Annotated in this window: 12 protein-coding genes; 8 read left to right on the top strand and 4 right to left on the bottom strand. The window is 54.0% G+C overall.

Annotated features, from left to right (window positions below):
• Positions 1-70: 70 nt before the first annotated feature.
• Positions 71-1,726 (bottom strand): methyl-accepting chemotaxis protein, encoded by a 1,656-nt coding sequence (locus tag PSH80_RS12505; protein WP_120733016.1) that lies wholly within the window; start codon positions 1,724-1,726, stop codon positions 71-73.
• 324 nt (positions 1,727-2,050) lie between these two features.
• The gene (locus PSH80_RS12500) at positions 2,051-2,935 is read right to left on the bottom strand and encodes a LysR family transcriptional regulator (protein WP_305420391.1); all 885 of its coding nucleotides are present in this window, start codon (positions 2,933-2,935) and stop codon (positions 2,051-2,053) included.
• A gap of 113 nt (positions 2,936-3,048) precedes the next feature.
• On the opposite strand from PSH80_RS12500, the gene argC reads away from it, so the two are divergent.
• Positions 3,049-4,005, top strand: a complete 957-nt coding sequence (gene argC, locus PSH80_RS12495) for an N-acetyl-gamma-glutamyl-phosphate reductase (RefSeq protein ID WP_198817387.1) — start codon at positions 3,049-3,051, stop codon at positions 4,003-4,005.
• 49 nt (positions 4,006-4,054) lie between these two features.
• Here argC and PSH80_RS12490 read toward each other — a convergent pair whose 3' ends face one another.
• Positions 4,055-4,945, bottom strand: coding sequence for a LysR family transcriptional regulator (locus PSH80_RS12490; RefSeq protein ID WP_057438424.1), 891 nt, complete (start codon positions 4,943-4,945; stop codon positions 4,055-4,057).
• 165 nt (positions 4,946-5,110) lie between these two features.
• Here PSH80_RS12490 and PSH80_RS12485 point away from each other — a divergent pair, with 165 nt between their 5' ends.
• The 4 genes from PSH80_RS12485 to PSH80_RS12470 all read left to right on the top strand — a co-directional run bounded on the left by PSH80_RS12485 (position 5,111) and on the right by PSH80_RS12470 (position 10,315).
• Positions 5,111-6,193, top strand: coding sequence for a 4-oxalomesaconate tautomerase (locus PSH80_RS12485; RefSeq protein ID WP_057438423.1), 1,083 nt, complete (start codon positions 5,111-5,113; stop codon positions 6,191-6,193).
• Between the two features lie 43 nt (positions 6,194-6,236).
• A complete protein-coding gene (locus PSH80_RS12480; protein ID WP_057438422.1) occupies positions 6,237-7,544 on the top strand; it encodes a dicarboxylate/amino acid:cation symporter in 1,308 nt (435 codons plus the stop codon).
• 126 nt (positions 7,545-7,670) lie between these two features.
• Complete coding sequence (locus PSH80_RS12475) at positions 7,671-8,975, top strand: CitMHS family transporter (protein ID WP_186625708.1); 1,305 nt, start codon at positions 7,671-7,673, stop codon at positions 8,973-8,975.
• 86 nt (positions 8,976-9,061) lie between these two features.
• Positions 9,062-10,315, top strand: a complete 1,254-nt coding sequence (locus tag PSH80_RS12470; RefSeq protein ID WP_305420389.1) for an OprD family porin — start codon at positions 9,062-9,064, stop codon at positions 10,313-10,315.
• A gap of 87 nt (positions 10,316-10,402) precedes the next feature.
• Here the strand turns inward: PSH80_RS12470 and PSH80_RS12465 are convergent, their stop codons facing one another.
• Positions 10,403-11,647 carry a M20/M25/M40 family metallo-hydrolase gene (locus PSH80_RS12465; protein ID WP_169990102.1) on the bottom strand — a complete coding sequence of 415 codons (1,245 nt, stop codon included), beginning with the start codon at positions 11,645-11,647 and terminating at the stop codon, positions 10,403-10,405.
• Between the two features lie 621 nt (positions 11,648-12,268).
• Here PSH80_RS12465 and PSH80_RS27365 point away from each other — a divergent pair.
• From PSH80_RS27365 to PSH80_RS12455, 3 genes are all read left to right on the top strand, one after another.
• Positions 12,269-12,751: a 4-fold beta flower protein gene (locus tag PSH80_RS27365; protein ID WP_370693726.1), complete on the top strand. Its 483-nt coding sequence runs from the start codon at positions 12,269-12,271 to the stop codon at positions 12,749-12,751.
• A gap of 422 nt (positions 12,752-13,173) precedes the next feature.
• Entirely contained in the window at positions 13,174-15,714 is a 2,541-nt protein-coding gene (locus PSH80_RS12460; protein WP_305420387.1) for a hypothetical protein, read from the top strand.
• 9 nt (positions 15,715-15,723) lie between these two features.
• Positions 15,724-17,595 (top strand): hypothetical protein, encoded by a 1,872-nt coding sequence (locus PSH80_RS12455; RefSeq protein ID WP_305420385.1) that lies wholly within the window; start codon positions 15,724-15,726, stop codon positions 17,593-17,595.
• The last annotated feature ends 170 nt before the right edge of the window (positions 17,596-17,765 follow it).

The raw sequence follows: 17,765 nt of genomic DNA, 5'->3' as shown, positions 1-17,765 counted from the left end.
CAACTCAATGATCATTGCTAGGGAGCCATTTCTCGCAGCAACGCGGCTCGCGATGAAACGGCAACAGCCCCTAGAGCTGAAAGCGCGAGATGTTCTCTCGCAATGTCACGCTGGTGCGTGCCAATCCTTCGCTTTCCTGCTGAGCGCTGCGGAAGGCTGCAGCGGATTGCTCGGCGCTTTCGCTGACGGTCACGATGCCCCGGCTGATCTGCTCGGCAACGGTACTCTGCTGCTCGGCGGCAGCGGCGATTTGGTGGTTCATGCCGTTGATCCGCTCGATCATGGTGACGATCGTGCTTACCGCGTCACCGGCCTCGGAAACGCCGGACACCGACTGCGCACTGGAGTGCTTGCAGCGTTGCATATGCTGCGAGGTCTCATCGGCAATTTTCTGCAGACTGGCGATCAGCCCCTCAATCTCTGAGGTGGCCTTCTGGGTACGCTGTGCCAGGCTGCGCACCTCGTCGGCGACTACCGCGAAGCCGCGTCCGGCCTCGCCAGCACGGGCAGCCTCGATGGCAGCGTTGAGCGCCAGCAGGTTGGTCTGGTCGGCCACCGACTTGATCACTTCAAGCACGCCGCCGATATTGCCGGTTTCATTCTTCAGCCGACCCATGGCCATATTGGACTGTTCGATTGTCTCGGCCAGTTCGCCGATCATGTTCACGGCATCTTTGGCCTTCTGCTGGCTGTACAGGGCCGCGCTATCGGCCTCGCTGGCGGCACTGGCGGCGGATTCGGCATTGCGCGCGACATCCTGCACGGTGGCGGCCATTTGGTGAACGGCGGTGACGATCTGCTCGACTTCGCACTGTGCCACAGCCACGCTTTCGGCGTTTCTCAGGCTCGATTGGCTAAGCTCCTGGCTGGATTCGGCCACGGTTTGTGAGGACAGGTTTATGCCCTTGGTCATGTCCCGCAGGTTCTCTTGCATGCTCAGCAAGGCGGCCATGATGCTGGCTTGTGGTGGCTCAATCGTGCGCTCGCTAGCGCGCAAATCGCCCTGGGCAACCCGTTGGGCGAGCTGGTTGAGTTCACTCGGTTCGGCACCCAGCGCGCGCAGCAGGTTGCGGCTGATGACGTAGCCCAGTACCGCAGCTAGCAAGACGGCCAGCGCCGTAATGGCGAGCAGCAGGTTGCGTTGTGACAGATAGTTTGCGTCATTTTCGCTGACCTGCAGGTCTGCCTTCTGGTTGGTGTAGCGCAGGTATTCGCCAATTGCCCGGGTCAGCTCGGCCAGCAATGGTGTGCACTGCTCGCTGACCATGCGCATGGCCTCATCGTTTTCACCCTTGAACAGGTGTTCGGCAATGGTGTGCGCTACCGGTTTGTAGCGGCTCTCGACCTGCTCGATGGTTGAGAACAGCTCACGTGATCTGGGCGACACATCATCATGGCTATCAATTGCCTGGCGTAGCGCGGCGAGGCTGCTGGCCACCGTTTGTTCGTTAAGGGCAATCGCGCCCCGCTGCTGTCCTCTCGCAGTGACATTGCTGTTCAAGGCGATGTTACGCAGGGCAATCGCGCGCTGGGCGGCGGCGTCGTTCAGTGTGTTGGCCAGGCGGGTACGTGCATCAACCCCATTAACGTAGAGAAAAAAATCCTTATTGCTGTTAGCCAGGGCGTACAGCGAGATCGCGGCGATCAGCAACATAAACGCGACCAGGCTGGCATAGCCGGCATAGAGACTGGTGCGTGTAGAGAACCGGAGAGTGTGCGATGGCATGATGTACCTGCGTAATGAGAGGAGCAATTAAGGGACACCTGCAAGGGTATGTATTCGCCCCTGGTCCGCATCCTGCGCAGGTATTCTTTTGTTCATCGGCAACGAGTAGCGGCGTTGTTTCCTGGCCAGCGATACTTGTACAAGAATTTATTCCTGTACAACTCTTGTACAGATATATTTGGATGATGTCGTCATGACATCACTCAATCCCGATGAACGGTTAGTCACCTCCGGTTTCTGACAGGCGCGAGAAATAGAGGCCGGGCTGACTGTCGCCAACGTCAGCGATAGCTCGAAAGCGCTCCTTTCTCTGACAACATCGCCCTAGCCCGCGCTCAACCCCCACAACACATCCAGCACATGCTGCGTCGGCCGCTCGACGTCCCCACCACGGTGGGCAATACCGAGTTGACGCCACAATAAAGGCTGTAATGGCCGCATGACGATCCGGGTATCGGGCAATGGTGTGGAGGCTTCATGGGGCAACAACGTCGCGCCGTAACCGGCCGCCACCAGGCTTTTGATCGCATCGTTGTAGTTCAGTTGAATACGCGGCATGGGCTGGCATCCATCACTGGCGAACCACTCCGAGGTCAAGCGCGAAAGCCGAGTAGTGTTGTCATTCAGAATCAATGGCTGAGCGGCCAGCCAACCAGGGCTCACAACATCCGGGCATTCCCAGCGCGCCGGCAAGAAAGCCATGACCGGGTCCCGCCGCCATGGTTCGATCCGCAATGCCTTCACCGGGGTCTGTGGCAGCGCGACCAGACCGATCTCCAAAGAGCCCTCGGCAAGCTTCTTCAAGGTTTCCTGCGACGTGAGCACCGCGACCTGCACATCGATAGCGGGATGGCGTTGGCTCAAGGTCTCCAACGCTTGCGGCAACAACTGCGCGATAGCCCCTGTGGAGGCACCCAGCCGCACACACCCGGCCAAGCCCTGCACCTGACGCTCCACATCCTCAAGCGCCTGCTCGGCATCCGCCAACAGGCGCCGCGCGCGGCCCACCAGGGTTCCTCCAATCGCCGTAGGCTGCACGCGCCCACGCGTGCGCGACAACAGCTTGCCGCCAACCCGCGACTCCAGGTCGGCGATATGCAAACTCACCGTGGGGGGCGCCAGGTGTAGCGCACGGGCCGCCTCGGCAAACGAACCCAGGTCGGCAATGGCCACCAACGTGCGCAGACGGTCTAGGCTGATTTCGCGCATGGTTACTCACCCTTCAGAAAAACTGAATTTCATCGTTTGGAAATTCAACTTTTCCTATCTTAACCCCGCACTGAAGATTGGAACTCCTGATTTCCTATGTCCGAGAGCATTCCATGGCAAGCCCCCTTGTATTCATCGACGGCGACCAAGGCACCACCGGGTTGCAAATCCATCAACGTCTACGCGACCGGACCGATCTGCGGCTCATCACGCTCAGCCCCGAACACCGCAAGGACCCGCAACGTCGCGCCGAAATCATCAACGCCTGCGACATCGCGATTCTCTGCTTGCCCGACCAAGCCGCACGCGACGCCGTAGCGAGCATCGAAAACCCCGCCGTTCGGGTGATCGATGCGAGTTCGGCGCACCGCACTCATCCAGACTGGACCTATGGTTTTGCGGAGATGAACTCACAGCAGGCCCAGCACATCGCCCTGGCGCGGCGGGTCAGCAACCCCGGTTGCTATCCCACGGGAGCGATAGGGTTGCTGCGCCCATTGCTGGAGGCCGGGTTGCTGCCCAGGGACTTCCCGACGAACATTCATGCGGTGTCGGGCTATTCCGGAAAAGGCCGCGTCGGCGTGCAAGAGCATGAGGGAGAAGGCGCGTCACAGGCGCCGTCGTTTCAGGTTTATGGCCTGGGGCTGGCACACAAACATATTCCGGAAATTCAGCAGCAAAGCGGTCTGACGGAACGGCCGATGTTTGTGCCGGCCTATGGGGCTTTTCGTCAGGGGATCGTGCTGACCATACCGTTGCAACTTCGGCTGTTGGCGCCGGGCGTGGATGCGCTGCGGTTGCATGCGTGCCTTATGCAGCACTACATCGGTGCGGAGCATGTACAGGTGATGTCGATGCAAGAGTCTAAAGAGTTGACGCACCTTGATCCTCAGGCGCTTAACGGGACGGACAGATTGCGCTTGGTGGTGTGTGAAAATGATGAGACGGGGCAGGTTTTGTTGGCTGCGGTGTTTGACAATCTTGGGAAGGGAGCCGCTGGAGCGGCGGTGCAGAATCTGGACTTGATGGTTGCAGGAAGCCGTTTGCAATCCAGTCGGGCTCGGGGTTAAACGGTCGTCCACGGCAGGCAGCAATCGGCCAAACTCAGCCGTTCACTGCCTATTGCGGCCATTGCTCAAGCAATATCGAGACGAATTTTTCCGCCGCTGGCGAAAGTGATGATCCGCGGCGGTAGACCAAGCCCAAAGAGCGGTTCACAACCGGTTCGATCAACGGGACGCTGACCAAGGTGGGATGATCTTCCGCCGGCATGGACAGGCTCGGCATCGCCGAAACCCCCAGACCGGCCTCCACCAGGCCCAGAGAAGTGGAGAGATGCTGCACTTCGTAGAACCATTGCGGCCGCCAACTCAACCCAGAAAGGGCATGATCGAGCAGCATGCGGTTCCCGCTCAGGCGCCCTACCCCAATAAGACGGTAATCGCTCAGTTCAGACCAAGTGACCGCACTGCGCCCAGCCAATTCATGATCGCGCCGGCACGCCAGTACAAAAGGTTCGCTGACCAATGGCACGAACTCAATGTCCGGATGCTGCCCACTCATCATGTTGATACCGAAGTCGGCCTCCCCCCGCAGTACCGCTTCAAGCCCCTCATTGGCACTCAAATCCAGCAGACGGATCCGGATTTTTGGGTAGCGCTCGTTGTACAGCCGAATGACTGAAGGCAAGAAATAGAATGCGGCAGTTGGGATACACGCCAGGGTTACCCGGCCAATCTGGCGCTCGGCCAGTTCACGGATATTGAGAATCGACTCATCGAAGTCATCCAGCAACCGACGCGCCTTTGGAAGAAAGTCACGGCCGACGCTCGTGAGGCTGACCTTGCGTGTGGTGCGATCCAGTAAAGAGGTGCCCAACCCCTCCTCCAGTTTTTTTATCCGCCGACTGAGTGCAGGTTGAGACAGATGCAAGGCATCAGCTGCTTCGTGAAAACTGCCAAGTTCGGCAATTTTAACGAAAGATCGAATGTCGTTCAGCTCATAGTCCATGTCTTATCTCATCAGCAGCAGGCACCAGAAGAACACCCAGCGTAAATTTATCATTCGCAAAACGCAATAATCTCTTCAATCTTTGCATTTGATAGATTTTTTAAAGCTTGAGACTCTTGCCCCAAGAACATCAATTGCGTCGATTGATTAACAAGAGTCAGCATCATGCAAAGAATTCCCTGTGTGCTTATGCGCGGTGGCACCTCTAAAGGCCCGGTTTTTCTTGACTGGGACTTACCGGCAGCCATTGAGGCCCGTGACGAACTGCTGCTCAACCTGATGGGCTCCGGCCACGAGCTGGAGATCGACGGAATCGGCGGGGGCAGCCCGCAAACCAGCAAGGTGGCGATTGTCAGCCCTTCGCTGCACCCGGACGCAGACGTTGACTACCTGTTCGTTCAAGTGATGGTTTCGCAACGCCGGGTCGACAGCGCGCCCAACTGCGGCAACATGCTGTGCGCCGTCGGCCCGTTCGCCATCGAACAGGGCCTGGTCAAAGGCACACCGGGCCGCACCCGTGTGCGCATTCGCAACGTAAACACAGGGACCTTTATCAACGCCGACGTGTACACACCGGATGCCAAGGTCAGTTACGAGGGCGACACCGCCATCGATGGTGTGCCGGGTACGGCAGCGCCGGTGCAACTGACGTTCCTCGATGCGGCTGGCAGCAAGACCGGCAAACTTTTCCCTACCGGCAATACACAAGACGTGATCGACGGCATTGCAGTGACCTGCATTGATATGGCCATGCCCATGGTGCTGATCGAGGCCAGTCAACTGGGCAAGCGTGGCGATGAAAGCCCGGCAGAACTGGACGCCGATAAAGACTTCCTGCGGCGCCTTGAGTCATTGCGGCTTAAGGCAGGCCTCGCCATGGGCCTGGGTGATGTCAGCGACAAAGTGATACCAAAGCCGGTGCTGGTCTCGCCCGCCAAAGCCGGCGGTACGATCCAGGTTCGCTATTTCATGCCACATAACTGCCACCGCGCCCTGGCCATTACCGGCTCGATTGGGTTGGCCACCGCGTGCGTGATAGAGGGCAGCATCGTCGCGCAGATGCTCGGCGGGATCAGTACGCCGCGCCTTGAAGCGGTACGTATCGAACATCCGAGCGGCGGGATTGATGTCGTATTGTCCTACACCGGCGTCAACGATGAGACAATTCAAGCGTCCGTCGTACGCACTGCGCGCAGGCTTTTCTCTGGCTACGTCTACGCCACAAACGCTCAACGCCTGGCCGGGTAATTCCGGTGGTCGTTGGCGCTTTTGCATCCGCACAATTCTAAAAATGGGTGATGCCATGAAAGTTGTTAAATCGCTCTACTTCCAGATTCTCTGCGCCGTGGTGCTGGGCATCATGGTTGGGCATTTCTGGGCTCAGCAGGCCATCGCGCTCAAACCACTGGGTGATGCGTTCATCAAGCTCATCAAAATGATGATTGCTCCCGTGGTGTTCTGCACCATCGTCACCGGCATCGCCGGGATGAGCGACAAACGCTCGCTCGGCCGCCTGCTCAGCAAAACCATGCTGCTGTTTTTCGGCCTCACGGTGATCAGCCTGGTGATCGGCCTGGTGGCGGTGTACGTGTTCCAGCCAGGTGCCGGCATGAACATCGATCCCAGCCAACTGAGCACCAAAGGCCTGGCCCAGTACACGGAGTCGGCCGCGAAGCTTGGGGTTGTGGAGTTTTTCATGCACATCATCCCGGACACTTTTATCGGTGCCTTCAGTAAAGGGGAAGTGCTGCCGGTGCTGTTTATCGCGGTGTTGTCCGGCTTCGCCCTGTCATCCCTGGGCGAGCGTGGCAAGCCAGTACTCGACGTGCTCGAATCGGCTTCGCAAATGGTGTTCAAGATCTTCGCTTACCTGATGCGTTTTGCTCCGATCGGCGCCTTTGGCGCCTTGGCGTTCACCGTCGGCCAGTACGGCATCACTTCGCTGGGTTCGCTGGCGAAACTGATCATGACCTTGTACATCGCCTGCGGCTTCTTCGTGTTCGTCGTATTGGGCAGTATTTGCCGGGCCAACGGTTTCAGCCTGTGGAAACTGCTGCGCTACTTGCGCGAGGAGTTTCTGGTGGTACTCGGCACCTCTTCCACGGAACCCGTCATGCCGCGCATGTTGGAGAAACTCGAAGCGCTGGGTTGCAAAAAAGGCGTCGTGGGCCTGGTACTGCCCACAGGCTACTCGTTCAACTTGGACGGCACGGCCATCTACCTGTCATTGGCGGCGATTTTCATTGCCCAGGCCTGCAACATTGACCTGAGCTTTACGCAAATCATCACCATGCTGGCGATCATGCTGCTGTCCTCCAAAGGCGCGGCCGGCGTGACCGGCAGCGGGTTCGTGGCACTGGCCTCGACCCTGACGGTCATTCACGACATCCCGCTGGCCGGCCTGGCGTTACTGATCGGCGTTGACCGCTTCATGTCTGAAGCGCGGGCCCTGACCAGCCTGGCCAGTAACGCGGTCGCGACCGTGGTGATTTCGATGTCTGAAAATGCCTGCCACCGCGAAACGCTGACGCGGATGCTCGACGCAAAACCCGATGAGGCAACAGCCTGGGAAGACCTGAAGGTCGCCAAACGCGTCTAGCGCAAACCGCAAACACCTGACTTGACTGCCCCCCTCCCCGCCAGGCGCCATGGTGCCGCCCGGCGGGCCAGGGCTCGTGCGTCTCGGCGTCAGCCATTCTTACGATAACAACAAGAGAATCGTCCTATGCTCGCTTTCCTTGGCTTGGCCATGGTGGTCGTATTCACCTTCCTCATCATGACCAAGCGCTTGTCGCCGATCGTCGCGCTCACCGTGGTGCCTATAGTCTTCGCCGTGATTGGCGGTTTCGGCGGCACCACCGGCAAAATGATGCTCGACGGCCTGAAAATGGTTGCACCGTCTGCCGCGTTGCTGCTGTTTGCCATCCTGTTCTTTGGCCTGATGATCGACGCGGGGTTGTTCGACCCGCTGATCCGCAAGATCCTCAAACGCGTCAATGGCGACCCGATGAAAATCGCAGTGGGCACGGCCCTGCTGTCCTTGCTGGTCGCGCTCGACGGCGACGGCACCACCACCTACATGATTACCTGCGCGGCGATGTTGCCGCTGTATAAACGCATCGGCATGAACCCGATGATCCTGGCGACCATCTCCATGCTGTCGTTGAGCATCATGAGCGGCATGACCCCTTGGGGCGGCCCCGCGACACGGGCCATCGCCGCGCTGGGCCTGGATGCCGGGGAATACTTCGTGCCGTTGCTGCCGACCATGATCGGCGGCGCCATGTGGGTGGTCTTCTCCGCCTTCCTACTGGGGCGAGCCGAGCGCAAGCGTATCGGCAACGTGCAACTGCAAAGCGGTGGCGGCGATTGCTACATCAACGCGATTCTTGAGGACACCCCTCACAAGCGTCCGAAGCTGGCCTACGTCAACCTGGTGCTGGTGATTGCGGTGATGGTCGCCCTGGTGCTGGGCCTGATGCATTCGGCGATCCTGTTCCTGATCGGCTTTGTGCTCGCGCTGATGATCAACTACCCGCAATTGGACATTCAGAAAGAACGCATCCTGGCGCACTCGGGCAATGCCATGACGGTGGTGCTGCTGGTATTTGCCGCAGGGATCTTTGCCGGGATTTTTTCCGGCACCAAGATGGTCGACGCCCTGGCGCAGACCCTGGTCGACTGGATCCCACCCTCCTGGGGCCACCTGTTCCCGCTGGTGGTTGCGATCACCAGCATGCCGCTGACCTTCGTGCTGTCCAACGACGCCTACTACTTTGGCGTGGTACCGATCCTGGCCAATGCCGCCGCGGCATACGGCATCGACCCGGTGGAAATCGCGCGGGCCTCGATCCTCGGGCAACCGGTGCACCTGATGAGCCCGCTGGTCGCCTCGACCCTGTTGCTGGTGGGCATGGTCGACCGTGACATCGGCGACTTCCAGAAAGCCACCGTCAAATGGGCGGTGCTGACCTCCCTGGTCGTTACCGCCCTGGCCTTGCTGACTGGGGCCATCAGCCTGTTTACCTGATTCATCTTCCTGCTGCCGTTCAACGCGCCTCGCTCACGGGGCGCGTGCTGCCCTGCACCCCGAATAACAACAATGAGACGTTTGCCATGAACCTTATGTATTCCCGTCGGGCCCTTTTTTGCGCGTTCGGCCTGGTCCCCCTCGCCGGTGCCAATGCCGAAGGCTTTATTGACGACAGCAAACTCAAGCTGCAACTGCGCAATGTGTATTTCAACGAGAACTTTCGCGATGAGCACGGCATGAGCGCACGCGCCGCGAGAACGGCCAAAAGCGAGCGCACCGAGTGGGCCAAGGGATTCCTGCTGGACTATCAGTCCGGGTTCACCGCCGGCACCCTCGGCCTGGGCATGGATGCCCTGGGGCTCTATGGCGTGAAACTCGACTCAGGCCGCGGGCGCAGCGGCACGGGGCTGCTGCCGGTTCACGATGACGGCCGCGCAGCCGGTGAATTTGCCAGTGCCGGTGCCACCGCAAAAGCCAGGTTCGCCAAAACCATCGTCAAGTACGGCACCTTGCTGCCCAAGACGCCGGTGCTGATTTACAACGACGCACGCTTGCTGCCCCAGACCTACCAGGGCACCCAGGTCAGCAGCAACGACATCGAGAACCTGACCGTCACCGGTGGGCACCTGGACCGTTTCAAATTACGCGACTCCAGCGACAGCGTACCGATCGTGCCGGATGGCTACAGCGGCGAAAAATCAGGGGATTTCAACTACGCCGGTGCTGAATACAAATGGGGCAAGAACACCCGGCTGAGCTATTTCTACGGTGAACTGGAAAACTTTTACCGACAGAATTTCGCCGGCATCCAGCACGACCTGCCGTTGGCCGGAGGCGTGCTGACCGGCGACCTGCGTTACTTCAACAGCGTTGATGGCGGCTCGGCCTACGCCGGCAAAATCGACAATGACATGCTCAGCGGCCAATTGTCCTACGCGATCGCAGGCCATACGTTCGGCGGCGGCTACCAGACCCTGCGCGGCGATGCCGGTTTGCCCTACATCAGCGGCGCCACCGTGTACTCGTTCAGCAACGCCGGTATCGGCAAGTTCATCGAGGAAGATGAGAACACCTGGATGCTCAACTACGGCTACAACTTCGCCGCCGCTGGCGTGCCGGGCCTGACCTTCTCCACGCGCTACCTGAGCGGCAATGACGGCAAGTCCACGAGCACGGTCAAGGAATGGGAGCGTGACGCCGAGCTGGCCTATGTTGTGCAAACCGGCACGTTCAAGGGCCTGGGCATGCGCATGCGCAACTACGTCTACCGCTCCGAGTTCTCCCGGGGCCGTGACAGCAACCGCCTCTACCTCACCTATGACATCGCACTCTGGTAGGTCGTTGGGCATTCGTCTTTGCCAAAAACGGAGCTTCCCGACCGGCCACAAGCATTTTATCGCCTGTGGCTGCGGAAACCGTCGTAGTTACGGTGCTACGTCAGCGCCGGACAGCTGGGTGATCAGTGCCACCGTAAGGTAAAGCCTCGGAGCAATGCTCGACAGCTCGATGTATTCGTCATCGGCGTGCAATCCGGCACCGACGACACCCATCGTCTCCAGCACAGCCGGTTTCGCGCTCCCTGGCATGTATGCGTAGCCCGCATCGGTGCCAAAGCGCATGGCGATAGGCTCAATGTTGCGGCCTATTTTTTTGTAAAGCGCTTGTGCGGCTTTCGCCAGTTGTTCGGAGCCCGGATTCTTGGCCAGCGGTGGGCGACCCTTTTCCAGGCGCAATGTCACTTCAGTGCCATCGATGAGTTTATTCGCAGCGATGCGTTGGGCGTCGGCGAGTACGCGGTCAGTTTCACTCAGATCGGCGTAACGCATATCTGCCTCGGCCGAGGCGCTGGAAGGAATGATGTTGCGTTTCTCTCCACCTTTTATCAACGTCCAGTTGACCGTGGTGCCTTTGGCCGGATCGCCAAGGTCCTTGAGTTGCAACATCTGGTGCGCGAGTTCCATGGCCGCGTTGTGCCCGGCTTCAGGGGCAGAACCAGCATGCGAAGACTTGCCCTTCACGTCGAGAAACACGCCGTTTATGCCGTTGGTAGCGACGGTTACCGCGTCCCTGTCCGGTGGCTCGTACGAGAACACATAGTCCTGCTGACGAGCGAGCTCGGCGATGATTTTTTTCGAACCCGCAGAGCCGGTTTCTTCATCGGGATTGAACAGCACTGTTAGGGTACCGAAATCCTTGAACTTCTGGTCCTGCAGTATCTGCAATGAATGCAGAATCATCGCGACGCCACCTTTGGCGTCAGCAACACCGGGACCGTAGGCGCGCTCGCCGTCGAGCTTGAACGGGCGTTTCGCCGCTGTACCTGGCCCGAACACCGTGTCGTAGTGGACCATCAGCAGAAAGTTCTTGCTGCCAGTGCCTTTGAGCGTGCCCACGATGTTGTCGCCCGCGGAGGGGATCGCAGGTGTCGTGGTGACTTCAGCACCCAACCCCTTGAGCCGCTCAACTAACATCGCGCTGACAGTTTTCAGGCCGAGCCCATGGCCGGTTCCGGTATCAATGTCCACCAGCTCTTTGACGGTGGCAAGATAGGCTTTTTGTTCGGCCTCGGCTTTTTTCAGCAACTGGGGGGCCAAATCCGTAGCGAACGCGGTACAGGATAAGAATGAACACGCGAGCGCGGCGGCGATGGATGAACGTCGGATAAGCATGCTGTCTCCTTCAGATCATTGCTAATTGAAGCCCCATCTTTACCCCATAAATTTCGTCAACGCCACCTATCGCTGCGGACGTTCACGCAGACAATGCTGGTTACCAGCAATAGTTTCTCTATGAATGCCAACACAGAATTGACCCATGTGCTGACGCATGACTAACCCACCTCCTTATCGGTACAAATCCATTAAGGGCAATGGTTTTCGAGGCGTCAGACCGGGTCAGCAATATCTCGGCAACTGGGTCAATTCGACTTCGGTGCCAACACGAAGTCGACTTTTTCAACAGAATCTGCCGATTGCGGTCCTTCGTAATGGGTAGCTATCGGCCGATTGTGTTGAAAAAGTCGGTACTTCCAGACTGCCCGCTTCCTGACTGATGAAAATGCCTTTTTTGCGCTCAGCTACGCGATATCCGAGCCAGGATTCCTCTGCACAAAGTAAAGATTTCAATCTCAAGCGCTTACTTTCCTGCAGTGGAAACCATGGCCGACTTTTTCAATAGAATCGGCCATAAGCAGACGTTCAGAGGCCACGACTGCCAGGCAAGAGCTGCTCCCCAGAAAGCACCAACAAAGAGCGCTTAAGTAGAAATTCCACTCTTTCTCCATCGCCGCAATGGCGCACTGCCATCATCAAAGAGTCAATATGAGGGAGATCATCATTCTCTATCCGTTACTCGACCAAAATTGTGAATTGATGGCTTGGATTGAACCGGGGCGACGTATTTTCGATTCAGACATGAATTGGATTGCCTACCTTGCAAATAATCATGCTTGGTCTGCTGAAAGCGGTAATAGGCTGGGTGCTGTAAGTGGGCTTTTGTGCATGGATCACGCTGGAAAACCGGTCCTTTGGAATCCGAATGAACGGATAGTAGGAACCGGCCGTCCCGTCCGAGCTGGTCGTGCATCTAGAGTTTCCCGCCCCTCGCGTCGGTCCAGACCTTCGCGACCATCTCGCCCATCGAGACCTGCCCGTCCGACGGGCGGATGGTCCGGATCTCACCGTGTTCAGCTGGCTCGCTCAATAAGAGATGCAATTGTGTATATGGCTCTCGGCGGCGACCCGCCGAAAGCTTCCATCAATTTCGGCTGCTGAAGGTTTCTTTGATGGTCGTCAACTTTGAGTCAATCGCTGCCATTCTTGAACGTTTTTTTTGCCGAAAGCCGCTGTACCAGGCAGACCGCTTTCGGCTCAGAGTGTGTAAAAACGCTTCGCCAAATTTAAAGTGTGTGCGTCTACGTTAAATCTGAAATTTATCGGCACATCTGCCAGATGTGGATTTCGCGTAGAAACGCGATTTCCAGTCCGGTCTGGAGTACCTGACGCGCTCAAAAACGTTTTTACACAGCCTGGACCAATAGCGGTCACTTACGGTTGATTAAGCCGTGGAGGTCCCGCCTCGTCGAAGGCCAAAATTCAGCTTGGTAACGGTGCCATAAAACGCTAGATTTGATGCGGCAAAATGCCATCGCTTACCACACAGCCATAATTTTCAGACAAAGCATAAAGGATGTCACATGGGACGACTGATTGTAGTAAAGGACTCGACGAATTTTAATCCGGACCTCGGAAGTGTAATACCGGTTGCAATGGAGCATGAGGACGGTAGTTTTAAAAGTGTTAATATTACAGATTTCCCCAACTCTGGAATTTTCATATCTAAAGAGTATCGAAAAATCGATGAGGTTTTCAAAGACGACGAGCTATTTATAATTACAGAGTGGCATGAGACTGACAATGAATGGCAGGAAAATAAAAGAAAGCAAAAATTTTATTCAAAAGGAGAGTGGGCGGAAAGGCTTGAACATAACGCACTCATCCCAGTAATAAATATGCCTATGCCAGATATCGATACTGGAAAAGTTAGCTTGGGGTACGATCTACCCAAAAACATTTCGTTTTTTATCGAGGACTCGGGCGCAATCAGCGGTCCCTTTAATGCTACTAAGGACGACGACGATTGGTTTCTGACTACCTCGACAGTTCTAACACCGTTAAATCTTCCAACAGACCACATTGCCAAGTTTGATAAAAGTGTACTAGAAGATTGTGGGGAGCTTCTACGTTTCGAGGTGAGAGGTGTTCTGCGTACATTTATCACATCTCTGAAAAAACTAGAGAGAGCTTCTTTCGAAAAGATTGATTATATTTCCTCTTCAAGACTAATAAAATATTATGCAAAGGCTGGCTTTGGAAAAGGAAGCAGTACATTAGGCAAGAATGAAGCAAACAAACTAACTCAGATAATTGATGCCTACAAAAAAAAGAATAAGGCCATGGATAACGATGGCCGTCTCAAGCGATTGGAAAAGGTGTTAGCCGAGTTTCTAAATGATGAGGGCTACGGCAAGGCGATAATTGAGGAGTTCCTTCTAGATAATATTGAAGGAAAGAAATATTTGGATGGTTACTTTGCGCAAAATAAAGATCTACTAATAAAAGAGAAGATAGAAGAAATTGATGCTCAAACGAATGCACGGAAAGAACAGATTCAGCGGGAAATAAATGATATTTCTCGCGTGGCCGAAACTCGTAAAAAAGAATTAGAAGAAATAGACCGAGGTGTAGCTCGTGCTCGGATCGACGCGGATCTAGAAGTCAAAAGAATCCAAGACCAGTCTGCAGAACAAGCACATCAAAGTTTGCTTGAGAAACAAGCATTGCTAACCAATCAAAATACTGAGCTTGAGCAGAAAATAAAGGAAAATCAGAAATTCTTAGAAGAACTCTTAGAGAGAAATCAAGATCTCAAAAATGTGATTAGGTTGAAAGATGAGATTCAGTTTCAGCAACGTACAAATCAAGACAAACAAAAGGAGACGATTGATTTAGAACGAACGCTGGAAAGTCAAAGAACTCTGATCGCGTCGCCCCAGCTAGGCGAAAAACTTACTGAATTAAAAACCTTGATTCAAATGTTAAATGGAAAGCCGGATTATGAGGCGAAGATGGATGTTAAGTTTTCACAGTTGAAAGTCTCTGAGGTGGAGCTTACGAAGTCAAACAGGGCTGAATACATTCATAATTTGCTCGGCGTTTTTCACTCCGACGAGGGGCGACCGTTTACGTATGATGAAATGGTAAATCTCGTAATCAGCACTACACAGTCTTTCCTTACTATATTATCCGGTCCGCCAGGTACAGGTAAAACCTCAACAGCGATTCGGCTGGCTAATGCTTTCCGCATAGATGGGGGAGAAGGACAAGATGCCTCTAACTTCTTAAATGTGGCCGTAGGTCGGGGGTGGGTCGCGGGTAGAGATATCCTGGGATTCTATAACTCTTTAAAAGATGTTTATCAGCCATCTAGAAGTGGCTTGTACCAATTTCTTCGACACAAAGATAGTTCCGATGATTTTCTAAAGCTGGTGCTGCTCGATGAGGCTAATCTGTCGAGCGTAGAGCATTACTGGTCCGATTTCTTAGGCATGTGTGATACCGAGGGGGCTAAACGTCGTATAGATCTTGGTATTCCCGATGCCGGACAACGTTTTCTAGATGTTGGGCCGCAGGTACGATTTATTGCAACGATCAATAATGATGCTACGACTGAAAAACTCTCACCACGTTTAATCGATCGCGCGCCTATAATTACTTTAGGCGAAGACGTAAGCATGGAAGATGTATCTGATTTTGTGGGGGATGGCGGCTTCAATGGTGCGATTCCTATTACTCAAGTTAATCTTGCCTTCAACATATCATCTGGAGAGGCTGACTTCCTCCCTGATGAGCAAGCCGCATTAGAGCAAGTCCTAGCAATTCTCTCAGCGCCGGTATCTAAGACAAGTTCAATACATATCAGCAAACGTAAGATAAATGCAATACGACGCTACTGCTTCGTAGCTAATGAAGTGGGTGGCATGAGAAACAGGCCTCTTGACTACGCAATCGCTCAACATATCCTTCCCGCGATTGAGGGGTACGGTGCAGGCTTCAGAGAACGACTAGTCAAGCTTGAGCAGAAATTAACAGATCTTGACTTAAACATGTCGAAAAGAGCGCTGAAAGCTATCATCGAGGAAGGAGATAGTTATGCGGATACTTACTCTTATTTCTAAGGTACCTGTATGAAGCTCACTGCGATAATAATAAGCGGCAAGAGGAGCGGTCTGCAGCTCGAACTGAATTCCATCAGTCATCAGTCTTCTAATCAAAATTTCTTCCTAGAGGACGAGGCTCTGGAATTCAGGCTGGAAGTTACCGCCCCATTGGATGACGTTTTTTTGTGTCTTCATGAAAATGAAATATGTGCGACCAGTAGCAAGGAGTTTGACGGTCTATGGATATACGAATGGAAGCCAAAATCCACTTATCGGTCATCATTCGAGTGCTTCTTTCATAACTATTATGGAATGGCGGAGCTTTCGATAGCAACGAGAATTGATGGGGTCGGAGAAAGAGTTATAATCGAGCAATATGCTCCTATTGAAGTGCTCGCAAAAAAATTGAATGCTGAGCGCGCTGAAAAGATGCTCGATTTTTTAGCATTCCATGATAACGACGCATTGGCAGCATTCTTCCGAGTCACTCGTTTAAAAGCGGGATTCAAAGAAGGGGAAAGATCGGTTGGTTTTCTGATAGAACAACTTGAGCGAAATGTATTACTACTGATAACTGAACTGCCGAACATATACTCAAAACCAATTGCAAAACTCACGCCCGTTACTAAAATTGTCGTAGTCTCAGCCAACTCAGCAACAGATGATACTACCCTTGCTTGGGTGGCAGAAAATTCTGACAGTTTATATCCAGTTGATGATCAAGAAAGGGCGATACTGGAACTAGATGGGACCTATTATTCTTCAGAAAAAATACTGGAAAACCATCTAAAGGAGGAGCTTAATATTTATGAAAACCAAGTTGTCCACGGCTTCATAATTTCGCTCATGCGTGCAGCCTCAGAGATCCTGAGAGGTCTGGAAGACTATCCGTCTTCCAAGATTCGTTCGCAATCTGGTATATCCGGATATCTTTCATTTTTTTCGCAATTAAGTAAATTCGCGAAAGCCATTAATAAAAATAAAATTGCACGATGTAAGGAACTGATCGCAAACCTGCAAAGATTGAAACGCACCTTTGATGAGCGAGTCCCTGTATCAAACACTGTTATAGGCACTCCTCAGTTTACAAGAAAAGCTAGATATAACCTTCATTATCAGAAGGTTTTTCACAAAATAATAGCATGGCATAGATATGGTGCGCCCGACTGGAGCGTACAGGAGGAGCTCTTTTCGATCCAAAGCATCCCAAAACTTTTCGAATATTATTTGTTATTTTTAATTAAGTACCATTTTGACAGTGCGCGACTATTAGGAATGACGTTTGACTTAACAAGCAACCCCGTTGTGGAACACAATAACTTCGAATATAACTGGGGAGGTTATACTGTACGACTCATGTATGAAATGAAAGCATGGACTCATGATCATGCAAGTTCTTTTGCCGCGAATTTGATCAACTCCGAAGGGTGGACTATTAACTCTACTAATGGAGACTTGAAGCCTAGGGGACAATATGGGCCTTATGCTAACCGTTCACCAGATATGATCGTATGTATTTCTGCTCCCAACGGCGAACAGAGGCAGTTAATTTTAGATGCTAAGTATACGACCAGTAAAAAAGCATTCACTCACTACCTCCCAGAACTTACGATGAAATATCTTCACGGCATACATGAGAAAAACTCGGGAAAGAGTTTATCTGCTGGACTGATGATTGTGAACCCGAGTGAATCCTGCGAGACTCGGCACTTCCATCACGCGAGGTATAGTATTTACGGGGCAAGCCCAGTCACGCCGGCTTTACTAGTAAGTTCCGTGTCTCCGGGCATGGCGGAGGATCAAAACTCTGATTTCAGAACTAATTTGTCGCAGTTTCTGATCTTAATGAGAACTTCCCTCGGGGGGGAGCAACGACGGCATCTAGAAGTCGTTGCTTAATAGTTTGGAGTCTGCATAGGAAGTTAATTGTACTCACTACCAACTAATGTTTGTTTATGTGATGACTATCGCTCCCCTAGGAGGAGCGGTAGTCAGCGTAGGACTGCCCGTCAACGGTACTTTTAGTCGTAGCGTCTGCCTGACGCAGCGCACAAATACTAACCCCACGA

Origin of the sequence: Pseudomonas sp. FP818 (assembly GCF_030687335.1) — a bacterium.
GTDB classification, from domain to species: Bacteria; Pseudomonadota; Gammaproteobacteria; order Pseudomonadales; family Pseudomonadaceae; genus Aquipseudomonas; species Aquipseudomonas shahriarae.
The sequence above is the reverse complement of the archived record's forward strand: the minus strand, read 5'-3'. Positions and strand labels throughout refer to the sequence as shown.

Bases quoted from the DNA above. Each gene is read 5' to 3' on its own strand.
- PSH80_RS12505 (WP_120733016.1), bottom strand. From the start codon at position 1,726: ATGCCATCGCACACTCTCCGGTTCTCTACACGCACCAGTCTCTATGCC.
- PSH80_RS12500 (WP_305420391.1), bottom strand. From the start codon at position 2,935: ATGCGCGAAATCAGCCTAGACCGTCTGCGCACGTTGGTGGCCATTGCC.
- argC (WP_198817387.1), top strand. From the start codon at position 3,049: ATGGCAAGCCCCCTTGTATTCATCGACGGCGACCAAGGCACCACCGGG.
- PSH80_RS12490 (WP_057438424.1), bottom strand. From the start codon at position 4,945: ATGGACTATGAGCTGAACGACATTCGATCTTTCGTTAAAATTGCCGAA.
- PSH80_RS12485 (WP_057438423.1), top strand. From the start codon at position 5,111: ATGCAAAGAATTCCCTGTGTGCTTATGCGCGGTGGCACCTCTAAAGGC.
- PSH80_RS12480 (WP_057438422.1), top strand. From the start codon at position 6,237: ATGGGTGATGCCATGAAAGTTGTTAAATCGCTCTACTTCCAGATTCTC.
- PSH80_RS12475 (WP_186625708.1), top strand. From the start codon at position 7,671: ATGCTCGCTTTCCTTGGCTTGGCCATGGTGGTCGTATTCACCTTCCTC.
- PSH80_RS12470 (WP_305420389.1), top strand. From the start codon at position 9,062: ATGAACCTTATGTATTCCCGTCGGGCCCTTTTTTGCGCGTTCGGCCTG.
- PSH80_RS12465 (WP_169990102.1), bottom strand. From the start codon at position 11,647: ATGCTTATCCGACGTTCATCCATCGCCGCCGCGCTCGCGTGTTCATTC.
- PSH80_RS27365 (WP_370693726.1), top strand. From the start codon at position 12,269: ATGGCGCACTGCCATCATCAAAGAGTCAATATGAGGGAGATCATCATT.
- PSH80_RS12460 (WP_305420387.1), top strand. From the start codon at position 13,174: ATGGGACGACTGATTGTAGTAAAGGACTCGACGAATTTTAATCCGGAC.
- PSH80_RS12455 (WP_305420385.1), top strand. From the start codon at position 15,724: ATGAAGCTCACTGCGATAATAATAAGCGGCAAGAGGAGCGGTCTGCAG.